This window comes from Dactylosporangium sp. NPDC051484 (assembly GCF_040689395.1).
GTDB lineage: Bacteria > Actinomycetota > Actinomycetes > Mycobacteriales > Micromonosporaceae > Dactylosporangium.
On record NZ_JBFAZX010000003.1, the window covers coordinates 34,144 to 50,961 of the forward strand.

Annotated in this window: 18 protein-coding genes; 11 read left to right on the plus strand and 7 right to left on the minus strand. The window is 71.1% G+C overall.

Annotated elements, in window-relative coordinates; genetic code table 11:
• Positions 1-346: 346 nt before the first annotated feature.
• Together AB0367_RS06490 and AB0367_RS06495 are read left to right on the plus strand one after the other, a co-directional pair.
• Entirely contained in the window at positions 347-1,501 is a 1,155-nt protein-coding gene (locus AB0367_RS06490; protein ID WP_366225163.1) for an MFS transporter, read from the plus strand.
• A gap of 109 nt (positions 1,502-1,610) precedes the next feature.
• The gene (locus AB0367_RS06495; RefSeq protein WP_366225164.1) at positions 1,611-3,095 is read left to right on the plus strand and encodes an SDR family NAD(P)-dependent oxidoreductase; all 1,485 of its coding nucleotides are present in this window, start codon (positions 1,611-1,613) and stop codon (positions 3,093-3,095) included.
• Between the two features lie 24 nt (positions 3,096-3,119).
• Here the strand turns inward: AB0367_RS06495 and AB0367_RS06500 are convergent, their stop codons facing one another.
• Both AB0367_RS06500 and AB0367_RS06505 read right to left on the minus strand, forming a co-directional pair.
• Entirely contained in the window at positions 3,120-3,731 is a 612-nt protein-coding gene (locus AB0367_RS06500; protein WP_366225165.1) for a bifunctional nuclease domain-containing protein, read from the minus strand.
• A 185-nt stretch (positions 3,732-3,916) separates the two neighbouring features.
• Entirely contained in the window at positions 3,917-4,585 is a 669-nt protein-coding gene (locus AB0367_RS06505; RefSeq protein ID WP_366225166.1) for a sporulation protein, read from the minus strand.
• 38 nt (positions 4,586-4,623) lie between these two features.
• Between AB0367_RS06505 and AB0367_RS06510 the strand changes: the two genes are divergently transcribed.
• Positions 4,624-5,025: a MerR family transcriptional regulator gene (locus tag AB0367_RS06510; RefSeq protein WP_366225167.1), complete on the plus strand. Its 402-nt coding sequence runs from the start codon at positions 4,624-4,626 to the stop codon at positions 5,023-5,025.
• Between the two features lie 121 nt (positions 5,026-5,146).
• Here AB0367_RS06510 and AB0367_RS06515 read toward each other — a convergent pair whose 3' ends face one another.
• A complete protein-coding gene (locus AB0367_RS06515; RefSeq protein WP_366225168.1) occupies positions 5,147-5,788 on the minus strand; it encodes an NAD(P)H-dependent oxidoreductase in 642 nt (213 codons plus the stop codon).
• Positions 5,789-5,887: 99 nt separating this feature from the next.
• On the opposite strand from AB0367_RS06515, the gene AB0367_RS06520 reads away from it, so the two are divergent.
• Both AB0367_RS06520 and AB0367_RS06525 read left to right on the plus strand, forming a co-directional pair.
• Positions 5,888-6,430: a MarR family winged helix-turn-helix transcriptional regulator gene (locus AB0367_RS06520; RefSeq protein ID WP_366225169.1), complete on the plus strand. Its 543-nt coding sequence runs from the start codon at positions 5,888-5,890 to the stop codon at positions 6,428-6,430.
• Positions 6,431-6,984: 554 nt separating this feature from the next.
• Complete coding sequence (locus AB0367_RS06525; protein WP_366225170.1) at positions 6,985-7,716, plus strand: hypothetical protein; 732 nt, start codon at positions 6,985-6,987, stop codon at positions 7,714-7,716.
• A 30-nt stretch (positions 7,717-7,746) separates the two neighbouring features.
• Here the strand turns inward: AB0367_RS06525 and AB0367_RS06530 are convergent, their stop codons facing one another.
• Positions 7,747-8,256 (minus strand): hypothetical protein, encoded by a 510-nt coding sequence (locus AB0367_RS06530; RefSeq protein ID WP_366225625.1) that lies wholly within the window; start codon positions 8,254-8,256, stop codon positions 7,747-7,749.
• Positions 8,257-8,438: 182 nt separating this feature from the next.
• Between AB0367_RS06530 and AB0367_RS06535 the strand changes: the two genes are divergently transcribed.
• Together AB0367_RS06535 and AB0367_RS06540 are read left to right on the plus strand one after the other, a co-directional pair.
• Positions 8,439-9,485: a Clp protease N-terminal domain-containing protein gene (locus tag AB0367_RS06535; RefSeq protein ID WP_366225171.1), complete on the plus strand. Its 1,047-nt coding sequence runs from the start codon at positions 8,439-8,441 to the stop codon at positions 9,483-9,485.
• Positions 9,482-9,673: a hypothetical protein gene (locus AB0367_RS06540; RefSeq protein WP_366225172.1), complete on the plus strand. Its 192-nt coding sequence runs from the start codon at positions 9,482-9,484 to the stop codon at positions 9,671-9,673. Before AB0367_RS06535 ends, AB0367_RS06540 begins: the two co-directional genes overlap by 4 nt.
• A gap of 471 nt (positions 9,674-10,144) precedes the next feature.
• Here AB0367_RS06540 and AB0367_RS06545 read toward each other — a convergent pair whose 3' ends face one another.
• On the minus strand, positions 10,145-10,591 hold the full coding sequence (locus tag AB0367_RS06545; RefSeq protein WP_366225173.1) for a hypothetical protein: 447 nt from the start codon (positions 10,589-10,591) through the stop codon (positions 10,145-10,147).
• Between the two features lie 355 nt (positions 10,592-10,946).
• On the opposite strand from AB0367_RS06545, the gene AB0367_RS06550 reads away from it, so the two are divergent.
• The 3 genes from AB0367_RS06550 to AB0367_RS06560 all read left to right on the plus strand — a co-directional run bounded on the left by AB0367_RS06550 (position 10,947) and on the right by AB0367_RS06560 (position 13,179).
• A complete protein-coding gene (locus tag AB0367_RS06550) occupies positions 10,947-11,447 on the plus strand; it encodes a SigE family RNA polymerase sigma factor (protein ID WP_366225174.1) in 501 nt (166 codons plus the stop codon).
• A 4-nt stretch (positions 11,448-11,451) separates the two neighbouring features.
• A complete protein-coding gene (locus AB0367_RS06555; protein ID WP_366225175.1) occupies positions 11,452-12,216 on the plus strand; it encodes a hypothetical protein in 765 nt (254 codons plus the stop codon).
• Between the two features lie 231 nt (positions 12,217-12,447).
• Positions 12,448-13,179: a M23 family metallopeptidase gene (locus AB0367_RS06560; protein ID WP_366225176.1), complete on the plus strand. Its 732-nt coding sequence runs from the start codon at positions 12,448-12,450 to the stop codon at positions 13,177-13,179.
• Positions 13,180-13,252: 73 nt separating this feature from the next.
• Here the strand turns inward: AB0367_RS06560 and AB0367_RS06565 are convergent, their stop codons facing one another.
• Together AB0367_RS06565 and pta are read right to left on the minus strand one after the other, a co-directional pair.
• Positions 13,253-13,606: a VOC family protein gene (locus AB0367_RS06565; protein ID WP_366225177.1), complete on the minus strand. Its 354-nt coding sequence runs from the start codon at positions 13,604-13,606 to the stop codon at positions 13,253-13,255.
• Positions 13,607-13,641: 35 nt separating this feature from the next.
• On the minus strand, positions 13,642-15,681 hold the full coding sequence (gene pta / locus AB0367_RS06570; protein WP_366225178.1) for a phosphate acetyltransferase: 2,040 nt from the start codon (positions 15,679-15,681) through the stop codon (positions 13,642-13,644).
• Between the two features lie 18 nt (positions 15,682-15,699).
• Here pta and AB0367_RS06575 point away from each other — a divergent pair, with 18 nt between their 5' ends.
• Positions 15,700-16,806 (plus strand): acetate kinase, encoded by a 1,107-nt coding sequence (locus AB0367_RS06575; RefSeq protein WP_366225179.1) that lies wholly within the window; start codon positions 15,700-15,702, stop codon positions 16,804-16,806.
• The last annotated feature ends 12 nt before the right edge of the window (positions 16,807-16,818 follow it).

The window sequence follows — 16,818 nt, forward strand, 5'->3', positions numbered from 1 at the left end:
GCCTGCGTGCGCCCGCCCGCCCGCGCCGTGAAACGGGTGATCCGGCGTTTTCACCCACAACCCACCCGGCGTTGTGGCCCCCTGCGGATGGGGCTCAGCGGCTCGGCCGGCCCGTGCCGGGGCATTGCCCGGAGCCGGGAGCCGCGTCGTCGGGCTGGTGCGGTGGTGTGGGAGAGCCGGCGTTGACGTGGACGCGGGCGCCGCAAGCGGGGCAGCGGCTGATGGCCTGGGCCGATGTGGACGACATGGCGGGTACATTCCCGCCGTCCGCCCCGTTGGAACATCTCGGCGCTGACGAGGTGTTATGGCGTTGGGCGCGCTTTCGCCGGATGGCATGATCGCGGCCATGTCGATCTCCGCCGTGCTGCGCGCCGCGCAGGTCGCCCGGCTTCTCGCCGCCAGCACCATCGGGCGGCTGCCGCTCGGGGCCGCGCCGGTGGCCCTGTTGCTGTACGCGCGGGAGAGCCTCTCCATCGGCACCGCGGGCCTGCTCGTGGGCGTGTACACGGCAGGCCTCGCCATCGGCGGGCCGGTCCTCGCGCGCATCGCCGACCGGTTTCGCCAGTCGCCGGTCATGCTCGCCGCCGCCGCCGTGTCGACCGTCGGGTTCTCGATCCTGGCGCAGGGCGTAGCGCTGTGGGCGGCGGTGCTCGCCGTGCTGCTGGCGGGCCTCGGCGCGCCGCCGTTCGAGGCGGGGTTGCGAGTGCTGTGGCGGGACCTGCTGGACGAGGAGCAGGTGCCGACCGCGTACACGCTGGACATCGCCGTGCAGGAGCTCATCTTCATCTGCGGACCGCTCGTGGCCGGCGCGGCGGTGGCGCTCGGCGGCGGGGTGGCCGGCGTGTACACCACCGCCGCGCTCCAGCTGGCCGGCACGATCTGGTTCGTGACGACGCCGGCCGTGCGCGGCTGGCGTGGCGCGCACGCGGATCGTCACTGGGCCGGCGCGCTGCGCTCGGGCCAGCTGCGCCTGCTGCTGATCGCCGTGGTGCTGGTCGGTGCCGGGGTGGGCAGCCTGCCGGTGGCGATCCTCGACTACGCGGAGACGGTCGGCCACCGTTCGTGGTCGAGCTGGCTGCTGGCCGCCCAGGCGTGCGGCGCGCTCATCGGCGGCCTGGTCAACACCCGGCTGCGGATCGACGGCCGGCGGCTGCCGCTGGTGGCGACCCTGCTCGGCCTGGGGTACTTGCCGCTGTTGCTGACGCCCTCCTCGGTGGTACCGATGGTGCCGCTCACGGTCCTGTGCGGGCTGTGCCTGCCGCCGCTGCTGGCGGCCGCGTTCCTGACGGTGGACCGGATCGCGCCGGCGGGCACGGCCGCGGAGGCGTTCGCCTGGGTCGCCACGGCGTTCTCGGTCGGCGCCGCGGCGGGCGCGGCGATTGACGGCGCGATCCTGGACGCGGCCGGCTCGACCCGCGCGGGCTTCATCCTGCCGCCGGTGGTGATCCTGCTCGCCGTGCCGTGGCTGCGCCCGGTAGCCCGCGGCGCCCCGGCATTGTGACCTGCCCCACATCACGCGTGCCACGCGGCGGCGGGTCCGGGCGGCAAGGGCGCCCCCGGACCCGTTTTCCGTTTGGTACGGGCCCCGGGACGTTGCGTACAGTTCCTGCGTGACCCCGCACGACCCTCAGACCACCGACGCTGACGACCCCGCCGCGGCCCTGTCGGGCATCGACCCCGAGCGGCTGGCGATCTGCCTGGCCGTCTTCGACGAGTTGCAGGCGCTGCCGCCGGAGCACCCCGACGTGCTGCTGGTGCGGCGGGCGACCTCGCACCTGTACAAGAGCGTCAAGCGCCAGCGGCGCAGCGACCGGCGCGCCGCCGTGACCGAGGCCGACCGGCTGGTCACCGCGGCGACCGCGACCGGCGCGCCGGGTCGCATCGACGACGAGACGCAGGGGATCGCGCTGGTCTCACCGACGATCGGGGCGAGCGCCGGCCGGCTGCTGCGGGCCCGGTCGTGCTACACGTGCAAGGCGCGATACGTCGACGTCGACGCGTTCTACCACCAGCTCTGCCCGCCGTGCGCGAAGCTCAACCGCGAGCGGCGCGAGCAGCGCGCCGACCTGACCGGGCGGCGGGCGCTGCTGACCGGCGGCCGGGCGAAGATCGGTATGTACATCGCGTTGCGGCTGCTGCGTGATGGAGCTCACACCACAATCACGACCCGGTTCCCGAACGACGCCGTGCGGCGCTTCGCCGCGATGGCCGACAGCGGCGACTGGCTGCACCGGCTGCGCATCGTCGGCATCGACCTGCGCGACCCGGCGCAGGTCGTGGCGCTCGCCGACGACGTGGCCGCGCAGGGGCCGCTGGACATCCTGATCAACAACGCGGCGCAGACGGTGAAGCGGACGCCCGGCTCGTATTCGCACCTGGTGGCGGCCGAGTCCGCCCCGCTGGTGCTGGAAGGGCCGATGCCGGACGTGGTCACGTTCCACAAGGCGGACCCGCACGCGGAGCTGACGCTCACGGCCGGGCTCGGCGCCGACGCGGCGCTGATCCCGCCGGACGCGCTCACGGCGCTCGCGCTTACCAGCCGTAACACCACGCCGGAGCGCATCGCCACGCTGACCGCGATCGACGCCGGCGGGCTGGTGCCCGACCTGGCCGACTCCAACAGCTGGGTGCAGACGGTCGAGGAGGTCGACCCGCTGGAGCTGCTCGAGGTGCAGCTGTGTAACGTGACCGCGCCGTTCATCCTGGTGAGCCGGCTGCGCCCGGCGCTTTCGGCATCGTCGGCCCGGCGCAAGTACGTGGTGAACGTGTCGGCGATGGAGGGCCAGTTCAGCCGGCGGTACAAGGGGCCCGGGCACCCGCACACCAACATGGCCAAGGCCGCGCTGAACATGCTCACGCGCACCAGCGCCGAGGAGATGCTCTCCGACGGCATCCTGATGACCGCGGTGGACACCGGCTGGATCACCGACGAGCGGCCGCACCCGACGAAGATGCGGCTGCACGAGGAGGGCTTCCACGCCCCGCTGGACCTCGCCGACGGGGCGGCACGGGTGTACGACCCGATCGTGCGCGGCGAGCGCGGCGAGGACCTCTACGGCTGTTTCCTGAAGGACTACGAGCCTTCGAACTGGTGAGAACGGTGACCGGCGAGGCCGGGGTCAGCGCAGCTGATACAGCAGCGTGAACTTGCCGACCTGGACCTCGTCGCCGTCGTTGAGCGTGACGCTCTTGACCCGCTCGCCGTTGACATAGGTGCCGTTGAGGCTGCCCATGTCGAGCATCGAGTAGCCGAGGCCGCCGCTGTTGCGGTGAAACTCGACGTGCTTGCGGGACACGGTGTTGTCGTCGAGCACGATCTGGTTGGCCGAGTCGCGGCCGCAGCGCACGACCTCACCGTCGAGCGCGAACTCCGCGCCGGCCTCGGCACCCTTGCGGATCAGCAGGGTCGCACGGCCCGACGGCAGCTTTTCCATGTGCGCGGTCAGGTCCAGCGGCTGCGTCGGCCCGTCGGGCGCGGCGACCGACGCGGAGTTGAGCAACTCGTCGGTCGTCACGATCGGCACGCCCCAGTGGCGGGCCAGGGCGATCGCCTCCAGCGGCGCGGCCGGCACGCGGATGCCGGGGCCGAGCACCAGCTGGAACGGCCCGTGCGCGGCGACCACCTCGACCGCGCGCAGCGGCGCCTGGAGCGCGGTCAGCGCGCGCTGGAACAGCTCGGCGCTGATCGGCTCGTCCATGCTGCGGGCGCCGCCCTCGATGGGCAGCTGCAAGTGACGACCTGTGGATTCGTCCCTGAGCAGAACCACGGGACGGCTCTGCCAGGTCTGCGCACGCACACCCACCACGACAAGCTCTCGCATGCCCGCCTCCCGAGTTCATAGCCGACGAGTGCCAACCTCGTGCGCATAACGGTACCGTGTCGGCCGATCGTCGCCCTTGCCCGGTCGGTTGAGGTCTATTGCCGTATGTGCCCGATCTGCCGCATCAGTCGGTCGATCTGTTCCGTCCAGTCGACCTGTTCGCGCCGTTCATGGCGGGTGCGCAGGCGGCCGTCGAGCACCAGTTCGACCTCGTCGGCGCCGGTCAAGAAGCCGACAGTGACCTCGGTGGCCACGTCCTGGTACTGCGGCGCGACCCAGAACTCGAACACCTGTGAGACATCGGCGGACTTGAACCGGAACCCGAGCGCCCAGAACGCATCGAGCGCGGCCGCCTCGGCGGGCAGGGGATGCACCGCGACGGGGTCGAGGTCGCCGGGGTCGAGCGCGAACGCGACCTCCAGGTCGGTGCGCACGCCCACGGCCAGGCCGGGCACGCGCTCGCCGTACACGTGCGTGACGGGGGTGTCCAGGGGGACCACGAGCCGCAGCGGTACCTCGTGCGAGGCGCCCGCCGGGAGTCGGAACCCGCCGGCGACCTCCTGCCGCGTCAGCTCCGCCGTGCGCGTGCCGGCCCTCGTCACCAACGTCAGCACGATCCGCTCGATCTCGACGCCGCGCTCGCCGCCGGTGAGACGCACTGCCCCCGCGAGGGCCTCCCCGGGGCGTGTCACAGGATTTTCTAGTACCGTGTCGACGGCCGGCCCGCCCACACCCATGGCGCGGCGCAGGCTCCTGAAGACCATGGCGGGCACACTAGCACGCGGCGCTGTAGGGTTGGGTTGTGTCAAGACTGCTGCGGATCGGGGAGCTCGCCAATCTCGCCGGCGTGTCGACTCGCACCGTCGACTTCTACACCGGGCTCGGCCTCATCGAGTCGACCGAGCGCACGGCCGGCAACTTCCGGCTTTACGACACCTCGTGCATCGAACGCATCGCCGCGATCAAGGTGCTCGAGGCCAACGGCGTAAGCCTGGCCGACATGGCCGACGCGCTGGAGCGCGGCGCCGGCGACCTGGCTCGCCAGCTCAGCCAGGTGCAGGGCGACCTCGAGACACTGCGGGAGGCGGCCGGCCACGCCGGGCCGGCCGCCCACCAGTTACTGCTCGCGCTGACGGCGCGGCTGCAGTCGCTCATTCACACCGCGATCGAGCTGACCAACAACCTGCCCACGCTGGGCGGCTGACCGCCGGGTGGCGTCATGCGCGCGGACTTCCATGATCACGGAGCGAACGTGCTGCTCTTTGTACATTTCACTCCGTGATCATGCCGGCAGTGCGCCGGCCGGGCGCGGTTGACGCACACGGTCAGACGCGGACCAGTTCCGCGACTCGGCGACCGTGTGCGGCGGCGTTCTCGTGACCGGCTTTGAGCAGGTTGGCGGCGAGGCCGCGCAGCGGCGCCATCGCCGGTGTCACGTCCGCCAGCGTGAGCTCCGCCTCGGCGACGTGCAGGTCGAGGCCGAAGGTGTCGCTGAAGATCCGGCGCAGGTACGGGCTCGCGTGGTCCCAGCCCTCCTTCGGCGTGCCGGGGCCGTAGCCGCCGCCGCGGCTCAGCGCCAGCACCGCCGGCCGGCCGGCGATCGGCCGGTCGCCGTTCACGCCGAGGCGCTGGTCCAGCAACAGCAGGTCGATCCAGGCCTTGACGTGCGCGGGGACGCCCCAGTTGTACAGCGGTACCGCGAACACATATGCGTCGGCGTCGAGCAGTTCGGCGGCGAGCCGCTCGACCAGCGCCACGGCCTGCGGCGCCGCCGGTGCGGACGGATCGATCGCGTGCCGGGCCGCCTTCGCCCACAGGTCGGCGGGCAGTGGTTCGAGGCCCAGGTCGCGCCGGGTCACGACCGCGTCGTGGTGCTCGGCGAGCCAGGACTGCTCGGTGGTGTCGGCGAGCGCGCGGCTCACCGATCCGGTCGTGCGGATGCTCGCGTCGAGTCGGAAGAGATGCATGGTGCCGGTACCTCCACGGTATCCTCCAGTGGCAATGCAGAAAGTCTTCTACACAGAACATCTGATGGCAAGCGTGAGTGAGCTGCTTATCATTACTCCATGACGCAGGCGCCGGAAAGCCCGGCTGACACCCATGTCGACCTTCAGTCCGACCTCGGCTGGGCGCTCGGCGTGCTGCTGCGTGGCTACGCGAAGGGCGCCCAGTCGGTCATCGCCGACGTCCCCGGCGGCCCCCGCGGCTACCAGGTGCTCACCTCCGCCGTCGACGGCACGGCCTGCACCCAGCTCGCCCTGGCCAACAAGCTGGGCATCGATCGCACCGTCATGACGTATCTCCTCGACGACCTCGAGCAGGCCGGCGTCATCGAGCGCCAGCCCGACCCCGCCGACCGCCGCGCCCGCCGCATCATCGCCACCGAGGCCGGTCGCGCGACCCTCTGTGCGCTGCAGCGCAAGCTCCGCCACGTGGAGGACCGGGTGCTGGGCGCCCTGCCGGAGGACGAGCGTGCCCAGTTCCGCGCCTTGCTGCGTCGGGTCGCGGTCAGCATCGACGAGCGCGACCCCCTCGACAACGCGTGCGGCGTCATCGAGGCCGCGGGCGTCGAGCCCGCCACCCGCGCCCGCCGTCGCAAGAGCGGCTGATCCGACCGCCACAACCGCCGATCGGAGCTATGAGCCCGGCGTCCAGCGCGGATCGCGGCCGCTGAGGCCGAGCGCGCGCTCCAGCGGCGGAGCGTCCGGCGGGCCGAGTCTTGAACAAACGCGACGCACCCGGCTGGCAGGATCGGCCGGATGCGCGACGGTCGCGAACTGGCCGGAGCACTGCCGCGGACGCGGTTCAACCCGAACGCGGAACGTGGGTGACGGTCGTGGTCCTCTGCTTCTGGCCGTTGTCGCCTGTCGCGTAGTGCTGCTTGAGTGCCGTTCGCTGTCGTCCCTTGTCAACCGTTGGCAAGCCTCACGCGGACTTTCCGCTGACGTGCTTGCTGTCGCCTGCTGATGATCGAGCTTCACGCTTACGCCTGGTGACGAGCCGTCAAGAGCCAGCGCGCGATGTCCGTGGCATGTGCGGATGCCGCAAGGCCGGGGTTCAGTCACCCTGCACTGGCTCAGTTCAGCCGATGATCAATAGGTATGGCTGCCCACCCTTGTCTTGCTACCGTTGGCCTCCTTGATCCCGGGCGGTGTGTTTGACCATGACCAAAGTCCTCAGGTTGATCGGGTACTGGGACGGGCGGACGGCGCCGGAAGGGCTGCCCGATGTTTGCGACTTCGTGTCCGCAGTCGACAGCGCCGTGCAGCGGGCTGTTGCTGCGTATCTCCGATCGGGCGCGGTGTTTGCCGTCGCGGCTGGCGTGTCCGTATGCCGGCTGTGTGGTGCGGCAAACGGCAGTGCCGAGCAGACGGATGGTGAGCATTTCGTGTGGCCCGAGGGTTTGGCGCACTACGTCGAGGAGCACGGCGTCTGTCTGCCGGATGAGGTCGTCGCTATCGCTGCGCGCGGCGTCGCCCCGGTCGCCGATCTGGCGTGGTTTACGCGTTCGCTGCTGGAAACCGGCGGGGCGACCATCGATGTGGAGTGGTGGCGCCACCAGGCCGGCCCGGGCTCCGCCGGGCACGCTGTCAAGCACCTGCACGGCTGCAGACACAGCGCGATGGTGGCGAGCTGGGATCTGCCCACCCACGCCGACATCTATGTCGACCGGGTCCCGCACAATGCGGTGACGATCCTGGTCAAGCTCCGGCGGCTGCTCGATACCGCGTGGCCGTTCTCCGACCTTCGCAACCTGCTCGGCTCCCAGCCGTTCCACGCCGCCGCCGGCAACCCGTCCAGGCTGTATCGCACCCTGGCCACGTCTCCTGAACTACGGCCGTTCCTGTTCTACGATGGCGACGGCGGCCTCATGCCGGTTTGGTCCGATACCTGATCCCGCTCCGTGACCGTGCATTGTCATCGGCTAAAGCGGAAGTCGGACGTTAGAAGAACACCGGTGGTCGACGCGGGCTTCGATGACCTCGCCTCGTGATGTGGTCAGCACACGTGCGCCCATGTGTTCGTCGAGGAAGATCGCGATCTCCTCGCGGTCGCCCGCATCCAAGGCCGGAAGATCGTTATCCCTCGCCTGCAAGGCGTCCAACAGCGCGTCGCGCAGCTCCTCGTTCAGCAGTGGTAACACGTACGCATCGACCTCCTCGTCGGCGAACTGCTCAGGAAGAGTCCCACGGAGGAACAGCAGATCGGCCACCCGCCGCGCCGGACTGGCTGGCTCCGGCTCGCAGCCGCACGTCGCGACCTTTCCGAGGCATACCGCCGGTGCCGACTCTACGATGCCATCGAGCTCAGCCGTATCCTTCAGACTCCACCAGCGCCGAGCCTCGCCCGCTGGCACGGGCCTCCAGATCGCCACCAGCCAGCTCGTTTCTACCCAGCACCTCATTGAGCCGAACCTCCCGGTGAGATCGTTCACCCAAACGCACGCTATTCGGCATGAGTGCGCACCCTATGTAGGAGTGCCGACTTGAGCGCGACCGGTCCTGCTCCGCCAGGGGCACCAGCCGGCCGCCCGGCCCGGTCCGCGACGCTCGCTGCGCATGGTGCAGGATCAGGCCCGGGTTCCGTGGGTCGGCGCGGTCGGGTAGAAAGTGCCTCGTGTTCGAACGGTTCACTGCCGAGACGCGGCAGGTGCTGGCGCTCGTGCCGCACTACGCCGTCGCCGCCGGCCGGCCGGAGATGACCCCGGCCGATCTCGCCGCCGCGCTGGCCGCCCGGCCGGTCGGCAACACCGCCGGTATCTGGACGTCGCCGCAGCTACCTGAGCCGGCCGAACCCGCGGGCGCCCAAGGCAGGCGCCTGCCGCCGAAGGCGCCGCACCGGTTCGATAAGGCGGCGCGAGCGGTCCTGACGCGGTCATTGCATGTCGCGGTGACCGAGGCGGCCGCGCACATCGGCACCGAGCACCTGCTCGCCGCGCTCGTCCGGAACGGGCCGCCGGACGTTGTGGCGGGGCTCGGCGCGCGGGGTGCGACGGCCGAAACCGTCGATGCGCTGCTCGCCCGGCTGGCCGGAGCGCTGGGCACCGAAGGGCCGCCGGAGGAGCTGCGGGCCGTCAAGGGGGCGGGCTCGGCCCTGAGCTACACACGCCTGACGGTCGACGCACGCGCCGTCATGCGGGAAGGCGCCGCGCTGGGCCGGGCCGCCGGACGCGCCAACGTGACGCCGGTCGACCTGGCCAGGGCGCTCGCCTTGTATGACGGAGGCAACGTGGTCCGGGTATGGACCGTGCCGCCGGTACCGCCGCCGGAGCCCGCCGCGCCGATCGAGGATGTGGCCTCGTTGGCCGGGCCGACCGAGCGGGTGCTCGCGGCGGCCGCGGTGATCGCGCGGGAGGCGGGCTCCGCGCAGGTAGGCACCGAGCACTTGCTCGTGGCGCTGATCCGGTACGGCCACCCTGAGGTCGTGACGCTGCTGGCCGAGCGGGGCGGCACCGCCACGGCCGCCGACGCGTTGCTCGCCGAGCTGGCCGGCGATCCCGGTGTCGAGAGGTCGCCGGCGCCCGTCCCGGGCCTGCCGCTCGCAGCTCGCTGGCCCGCGCTGCGCCCGGTATCGGGACGGCGGGCGATCGTCGTGCTGGTCACCCTGGTCGCGCTGCTCGTGATCATGGCGGTGTGCTTCCTAGGCCTCATCTTCGGCCCGTGATCAGGCCAGGCGCAGGCCGGGTGGCAACGTGTGCGGGCAGCCGGCGCGCCTGCCGGCCGGAAACGGACGATGTGCTCGGTGAGGCCGGCGCCATCCTCGCCGCGGAGATCGGGCATCGGTTCGACAACCTGCACGACGCGCTCACCATCGCTCTCGCCGAGGCGGCCCGGCCGACGCCCGCCCAGTGACGGTGTCCGCCTACGCGCGTCCAGCAGGCCACAGGCGACGCAGCGGCTCGTGATGGCGCACGGATGCCGCCGCCGTCGTCCTCGTACAGCGAGTCGCCGACGGCGACGCTGCTCGCGCTTTCCGATGCCCCCGGCTCCCACCAGGCCGGCGTCAAACGCACTCGGGCGCTGCCGCGCGTCAAAGCGGCATGTGCGCGCTCCAGATCACGGGATCGGCATCGTGCTGGGTGACGCGCTACGTGGTGATCGCTCCCCTGCGCCGGTCTGTCCAGAACTGCTCGACGATGTCCGCGAGCCGGTACGTAGCGTGCCACACGATTGATGCCCGGACCGCCGCGCTGACGGACCGCCGCGCAGGCGATCGGTGTCCGACGCTTTTCACTGTCCCGCTCGGACTGCGCGAGCGAGCGAACCTGATCATGCATCGAGCGCGGTTCGTCATGCCCACAGCGTCACCTGGCGCGGCCGGACCTACGGCGTCGGCCGTGCGATGACGGCAAGCGTCAGCACGATAGGGAATTCCTTGTCCACCTGCCCGAGGAGTAGACCCACGATACGGTCGTCGTGACGCCAAGCCGGGAACTGCTCACCGTTGGTGAAACGGGCGAGGTCGTAGTCGAGCATTGAGACGCTGTTGTCGTTTCCCATCACCCGCTCGTGCTCCGCCTGGAACGAGTCCGCTTTCGGCGGACCCCATTTCGCGGTCAGTGCGGCGACATACTGCAGGCGCCGACGCCCGAAGTCGCGATAGACCTCGTCATACAGCTCGCCGATGGATCCGTCGTAGTCCGCGGGTGTTTCGTACAGACTCTCGCTCATCGCGATCGGCGCGAAATGGGCTTCCGGCCCGCTCTGCGCCAAGCCCACGAGCCAGTCGCTGCCGCCGGTCGGGCCATCTGGAAACGGCCGCGTGACCAAGCTGCTCGGCCAAGCCTGCGGGGGCGTCGTCGTTCATGGCCGGGTTGGTAGCGGCCCTGCCTTCAGCCGGCGACAGGCACACCACGATCGCCATGCCGGCGCCGATGCCGCCCTCTTCGCCCTCCTGGCCGCGGCCGCATGGACCCTCGCCACCCGCCGGTCGCAGCTTCCATGTCGATCGCTCGGTCAGCCTCAGAAGCGCATGTCTGGTCATGGCTGGTCAATGGAAACGGCGGCCTGCGCGCCAACCCGCTTCGTGCCTGACGCATCTGTGTCCGTGCCCGGGACCCACCGGCAACCCGCCAGTCGGTCCGTTCCGTCTTCTACACATGCAAACGGACCCAGGTGTGTTCCGGTGAAGGCACCCGACGAGGCCGAGTACCGCGAGTTCGCGCTCACCCGGATGTCAGTTCTTCGGCGGACGGCGTACCTGCTCTGCAACGACTGGCACATGGCTGACGATCTGGTCGCAACGGCGCTGGACAAGCTGTACCGCATATGGCATCGGCGATCACACATCGCCAACCTCGACGGCTACGTCAACATGATCCTGTCCAGAGCGTGGCTGGACGAGCAGCGCCGGCCGTGGCGGCGCGAATGGCTGGCCAACGACGAGGCACCGGACTCCCCAGCCGACCCGGCCGACTCCGGCGTCGCTGATCGGCTCGACCTCGATCGGTGGCTGGAAGGGCTCGGTCCACGCCGCCGAGCCGTGCTGGTCCTGCGGTTCTACTGCGACCTCACCGTTGAGCAGACCGCCGAAATCCTCGGCCTCTCCGAGGAGACCGTGAAGAGCCAAACCGCGCGTGCGCTGCACACGCTGCGCGTCCAGGCAACCAAGCGAATGGAGCGTTGATGTCATGAACGAGTATCGCGAGCTGCTCGACCGCCACATCCATGACGAGCCACCCAGCCGGCTCGACCTGGACACAATGATCCGTCGTTCGCGCCGGCGGGTACGCCGGCAACGCTGGGCGGTCGCCGGCGGCGCCGGGTTGGCCGCTGCGGCGATCTCAGTCACCGCGCTGTCGCTGGCCGGCTCGGCCGCCACGCTCGCTCCGGTGGAGACTCCGGGGGCGCCGCTGTCACTCAGTGGTCAAGCCACGGACCCAACGTTGGTCGCCGACGACGTCCGTAATGCGCTCGTCGCGGCTGGGGTGGCACTCACGGACTTCACCGCCGACCCCGGCAAGATGAGCCCGGTGTCCAGCAGCGCTGGCAAAGTAAGCCTGGGGGACCCCGTACCGGGGTGGTATCGGATTACCGCTCGTGGGTGGACCGGCGACCGCGCAGGGTCGATCATCATCACACTGCATCCGCAGCAGCCGGGCGAAGCCCTGCAGCCGTGCGAGGACAGGTACGAGTACCAGGTGTCGTGCACCACCCGGACGGTGAACGGCAGCTCATTGCAGGTGCGCCGGGTTGAGTGGCCGGCCCACCCGGGTTTGGGGCGCCGGATCGACCTTGTGGCTACGGTGCTGCGCGCGGATGGCGTCTACGTGAATGTGCTGTCCGCCAACATGAAGCCCACCACCGATGTGATGGACGACGGTACGGGCAAGGAGCCGCCGCTCGACGCCGGTCAACTCGAACACTTGGTGCTGGACCCGAAGGTCCATCCCTAGTGCCCTGAGGCACTGCGGCGATCGTCACCGATCAGCGGTGACTGTAAAGCACCGGTTTGCGCAGGTGGCCCGCGCGTGTCGCGGGCCACCGGCAGGCGAGATCTTGCCGTTTCAAACAAGTGGCGCTCGGTTCTCGCAACGAAGAGTTCGGGGTCGATCGGTCAGGAACTCTGCGCGACCGGATGGTGCGGGATCGCGCGGCTTGGGGTGCGGCGCGTAGGGTGGCGGGCGATGTCTGCGCTGCGTATGAGTCTTGCCGGGATCGCGACGCTGGCCGTTCTCGGCGCGGGTGGCTGCGGCGACCCCGCCCCCGCCGGCACTCCGCCGCCCGTCGCCCAGCAGTCGCAGGGGCGGCAGGCCGGCAACGGTGACCCACCGGCCTCCAGAGACCCTGGCAACGGAGCCGGTGCGAGCGCCACCAGCGGCGCGCCCGGCGGTGGCACGACCAAGCACGCCTTCCCGCTACAGGGCAAGGGTTCCTACTCGCGCGACCACCACGACTACCCGGCCTCCGACATCATCGCCAACTGCGGCCTCAACGCGCTGTCGCCGGTCGACGGCACGGTGCTCGAGGTGGCGCGGGTCGACACGTGGAACGCGAGGGTCAACGACGGGGCCACCCGCGGCGGGCTGTCGGTGTCGATCCTCGGGACCGACGGCGCGCGCTACTACATGTCGCACTTCTCGTCGATCAATAACGGCATCGAGGCGGGTGCGAAGGTGGTGGCCGGGCAGCCGGTCGCCAAGGTCGGCCGCACCGGCGACGCGAGCGCCTGCCACATCCACTTCGGGCTCTCTCCGGCGTGCCAGAAGACGGGCGACTGGTGGACGCGGCGCGGGGTCATCTGGTCGTGGTCCTACCTGGACGCCTGGAAGGCCGGCGAGGAGAAGTCCCCGGTCGCCGAGCTCGAAGCCTGGCAGCAGCAGCACGGCTGCCCCGCGAAGGCCACGGTCGACCGATGACCGGCGCCCCGGCGACCGGTCATCGACCCCGGGCCGGGCGTAAGGCGCGCTGCCGAGCATCGGGGCGGCCGGGTCAGTCGTGCTCGAGGCAGAAGGGATGGCCGGCGGGGTCGCTGTACACGCGGTAGCCAGCCTCCGGCGTCGCCAGCAGCTGCGCGCCCATCCGCAGGGCCGTCGACTCGGCCGCGTCGATGTCGTCGACCCGGATGTCCAGGTGCAGCTGCTGCGGATAGTTCGGGTCCGGCCACTGCGGCGGAATGTGGTTGGGCGCCAGCTGGAAGCTGAGGACCCGGCCGGACTCGTCGCCGACGTCGATCCAGTCGCTGTCGACCTTCGTGATCCGCAGGCCGAGCAGCTCCGCGTAGAAGCGCGCCAGGGTGTGCGGATCGGGCGTGTCCAGCACGACGGTGGAGAGTTTCGCAATCATGCCTTCATCGTGCCCTCGGGGTACGACAAGAAACGCTACGAACTCTGGGCCTGGATCGCGGTGATGGCGACGGTGTTCACGATGTCCTTCACCGTCGCGCCGCGCGACAGGTCGTTCACCGGCTTGCGCAGGCCCTGCATGACCGGGCCGACCGCGACCGCGCCCGCCGAGCGCTGCACCGCCTTGTACGTGTTGTTGCCCGTGTTCAGGTCCGGGAACACGAACACCGTCGCCTGGCCTGCGACGGGGCTGCCGGGCAGCTTGGTGGCGGCCACGGCCGGATCGATCGCCGCGTCGTACTGGATCGGGCCCTCGACCGGCAGGTCGGGGCGGCGCGCGCGCACGATCGCGGTGGCCTCGGCGACCTTGGTGACGTCGGCGCCGGCGCCGGAGGTGCCGGTGGAGTACGACAGCATCGCCACGCGCGGCGTGACGCCGAAGCGGGCGGCGGTGTCGGCCGAGGACAGCGCGATGTCGGCCAGCTGCGCGGCGTCGGGGTCGGGGTTGACGGCGCAGTCGCCGTAGACGAGGACCCGGTCGGGCAGCAGCATGAAGAAGACGCTGGAGGCGACGCTGAGCCCCGGGACGGTCTTGATGATCTCGAAGGCGGGGCGGATGGTGGCGGCGGTGGTGTGGGTGGCGCCGGAGACCATGCCGTCGGCGTGGCCCAGCTGCACCATGAGCGTGCCGAAGTACGACACGTCGCGCACCACGTCGCGGGCCAGGTCGAGCGTGACGCCCTTGTGGGCGCGCACGTCCCGGTAGACCTGGGCGAACTCCTCGCGCAGCGGGCTGGTCACCGGGTCGATCAGCCGCGCGGCGCCGACGTCCAGGCCCAGGTCGCGGGCCCGGGCCCGGATCGCGGCCGGGTCGCCGAGCAGGGTCAGGCCGGCCACGCCCCGGCGCAGCAGGATGTCCGCGGCGCGGAGGATTCTCTCCTCGCTGCCCTCGGGCAGCACCAGATGCCGCTTGTCCGCCCGGGCGCGGTCGATGAGGTCGTACTCGAACATCAGCGGCGTCACGCGCGCCGAGCCGGTCAATTCGAGCACGTCGGCCAGGCCCGCAGTGTCCACATTGGACTCGAACGCGCCGAGGGCGGCCTCGACCTTGCGCGGGTTGGCCGCGCTGAGCCGGTGCTCCACCCGTGTCGAGGCGGCGATCGTGTCGTAGCTGGCCTTCGGCACCGACAGCACCGCCAGGCCCGGGTTGAGCCGCTCGAAGAGCTCCAGCGCCGCCGGGTCGGGTGCGATGCCCAGCGTCAGCACGATCCCGGCCAGCGGCACCAGGCCCGATGCGTGCGCGGCGCCCGCCGCGACCAGCAGGTCGGCGCGGTCGCCGGGGGTGATGAGCAGGCAGTTCGGGGTCAGGTGCGTCAGCAGCGCGGGCACCTGGGCAGCGCCGACAACGTAGTCGAGCACGTCGCGGCCCAGCGCCGCGTCCTTGTCGCCGCGGCCGGCGGTGACCACGCTCGCCCCGAGCTGGGCGGCGACCTCGCCGACCGTGGGCGCGCCGATGGTGGGCACGTCGGGGATCACGTAGCAGGCGACCGGCAGCTCGGGCGGGGGCACGATCCCCGGGGTCTTGTTGAGGATCACGGCCGCGACGGTCGCGTCCAGGTCGGCCAGCGCGTGATAGGCCTGCCGGGCCTCGGAGTCCAGCGTGGCCGCGTCGGCGCCGGAGCCGTTGACGACCGACACGACCACGGCGCCGAACTCGTGGGCGAGCCGGACGTTGAACGCCAGGTCGTCGTCGATGTCGGTGCCGATGACGACGACGGCGTCGTGCTGCTGCGCCACGGGCCGGAAGCGCTCGACGATCTGCCCCACGAGCTCCTCGGACCGCCCGGCGGCGAGCATCGCCGACGCCTCCGCGAAGGTCACGCCGAACAGGCGATCGTCCCCGATGCCGTACCGCAGGCGCAGCAACTCCAGCAGAACGTCGTCCGACGCCGGGGCGACCGGCCGGAAGACGCCGATGCGGGGGACCTTACGGGACAACAACTCGGCGAGTCCGAGGGCCACGGCCGACTTGCCGGAGTCCGGTCCGTGCTCGACGAGGTACACGATGCGGGCCACCGCAGTAGTCTGCCTGGCATGATCCTGGTGCTCAACAGCGGCTCCTCCTCGGTGAAGTTCCGTGTCGTGGACCTCGACGACCCCACCGCCGGCGAGCGCGGCCTGGTCGAGAAGATCGGCGAGCCGGGCGGCGTGCCGGACCACGCCGCCGCCATGGAACAGGTGCTCGACGGGCTCGGCGCCACCCCGATCGAGGCGGTCGGGCATCGCATCGTGCACGGCGGGTCGCGCTTCGAGCGCCCCGCCCTCATCGACGACACTGTGCTCGCCGCGCTGCGCGAGCTCATCCCCCTCGCCCCGCTGCACAACCCGGGCGGCATCATCGGCATCGAGGCGGCCCGGGAGATGCTGCCGTCGGTGCCGCACGTGGCCGTGTTCGACACCGCGTTCCACGCGACCCTGCCGCAGGCCGCCGCCACGTATGCGATCGACCGCGACCTCGCCCGGCGGTACGACATCCGCAGATTCGGTTTCCACGGCACCTCGTGCGCCTATGTCGCCGGGCGCACCGCGACCCTGCTGGGGCGGCCGCTGGAGGAGCTGAACCTCATCGTGCTGCACCTGGGCAACGGCGCCAGCGCCACCGCCGTGCGGGGCGGGCGTAGCGTCGACACGTCGATGGGCCTCACGCCGCTGGAGGGCCTGGTCATGGGCACCCGCTCGGGCGACCTCGACCCGGCCGTCGGCTCCTACCTCAACCGGGTCGCCGGGATGGACTTCGCCGCCGTCGACGACGTGCTGCTGCGCCACGCCGGCCTGCTCGGCCTGGCCGGGGTCAACGACATGCGCACCGTGCTGGAGCGCCGCGCCGCCGGCGACGAGGACGCGACGCTGGCGTTCGACGTGTACTGCCACCGCATCCGCAAGTACGTCGGGGCCTACCACGCCGTCCTCGGCCGCCTCGACGCGGTCGTGTTCACCGCCGGCGTCGGCGAACACGCGCCGGCGGTCCGGGCGGCGTCGCTGGCCGGCCTGCAGACGTGGGGCATCGAGGTCGACGAGGCCCGCAACGCCGCCAACGAGCGCATCGTCAGCCCGGACGAGGCACGGGTCGCGGTCTGCGTGGTGCCTACCGACGAGGAGTACTCGATCGCCGAGCAGACCGCCGCCCTGATCCGCGGCTGAGGGCGCGCGGGT

Excerpts from the sequence above, each read along its gene's own strand:
- AB0367_RS06490 (WP_366225163.1), top strand. The coding sequence starts at position 347 with ATGTCGATCTCCGCCGTGCTGCGCGCCGCGCAGGTCGCCCGGCTTCTC.
- AB0367_RS06520 (WP_366225169.1), top strand. The coding sequence starts at position 5,888 with ATGACGCAGGCGCCGGAAAGCCCGGCTGACACCCATGTCGACCTTCAG.
- AB0367_RS06555 (WP_366225175.1), top strand. The coding sequence starts at position 11,452 with ATGAACGAGTATCGCGAGCTGCTCGACCGCCACATCCATGACGAGCCA.
- AB0367_RS06565 (WP_366225177.1), bottom strand. The coding sequence starts at position 13,606 with ATGATTGCGAAACTCTCCACCGTCGTGCTGGACACGCCCGATCCGCAC.
- AB0367_RS06525 (WP_366225170.1), top strand. The coding sequence starts at position 6,985 with ATGACCAAAGTCCTCAGGTTGATCGGGTACTGGGACGGGCGGACGGCG.
- AB0367_RS06505 (WP_366225166.1), bottom strand. The coding sequence starts at position 4,585 with ATGGTCTTCAGGAGCCTGCGCCGCGCCATGGGTGTGGGCGGGCCGGCC.
- AB0367_RS06560 (WP_366225176.1), top strand. The coding sequence starts at position 12,448 with ATGTCTGCGCTGCGTATGAGTCTTGCCGGGATCGCGACGCTGGCCGTT.
- AB0367_RS06515 (WP_366225168.1), bottom strand. The coding sequence starts at position 5,788 with ATGCATCTCTTCCGACTCGACGCGAGCATCCGCACGACCGGATCGGTG.
- AB0367_RS06575 (WP_366225179.1), top strand. The coding sequence starts at position 15,700 with ATGATCCTGGTGCTCAACAGCGGCTCCTCCTCGGTGAAGTTCCGTGTC.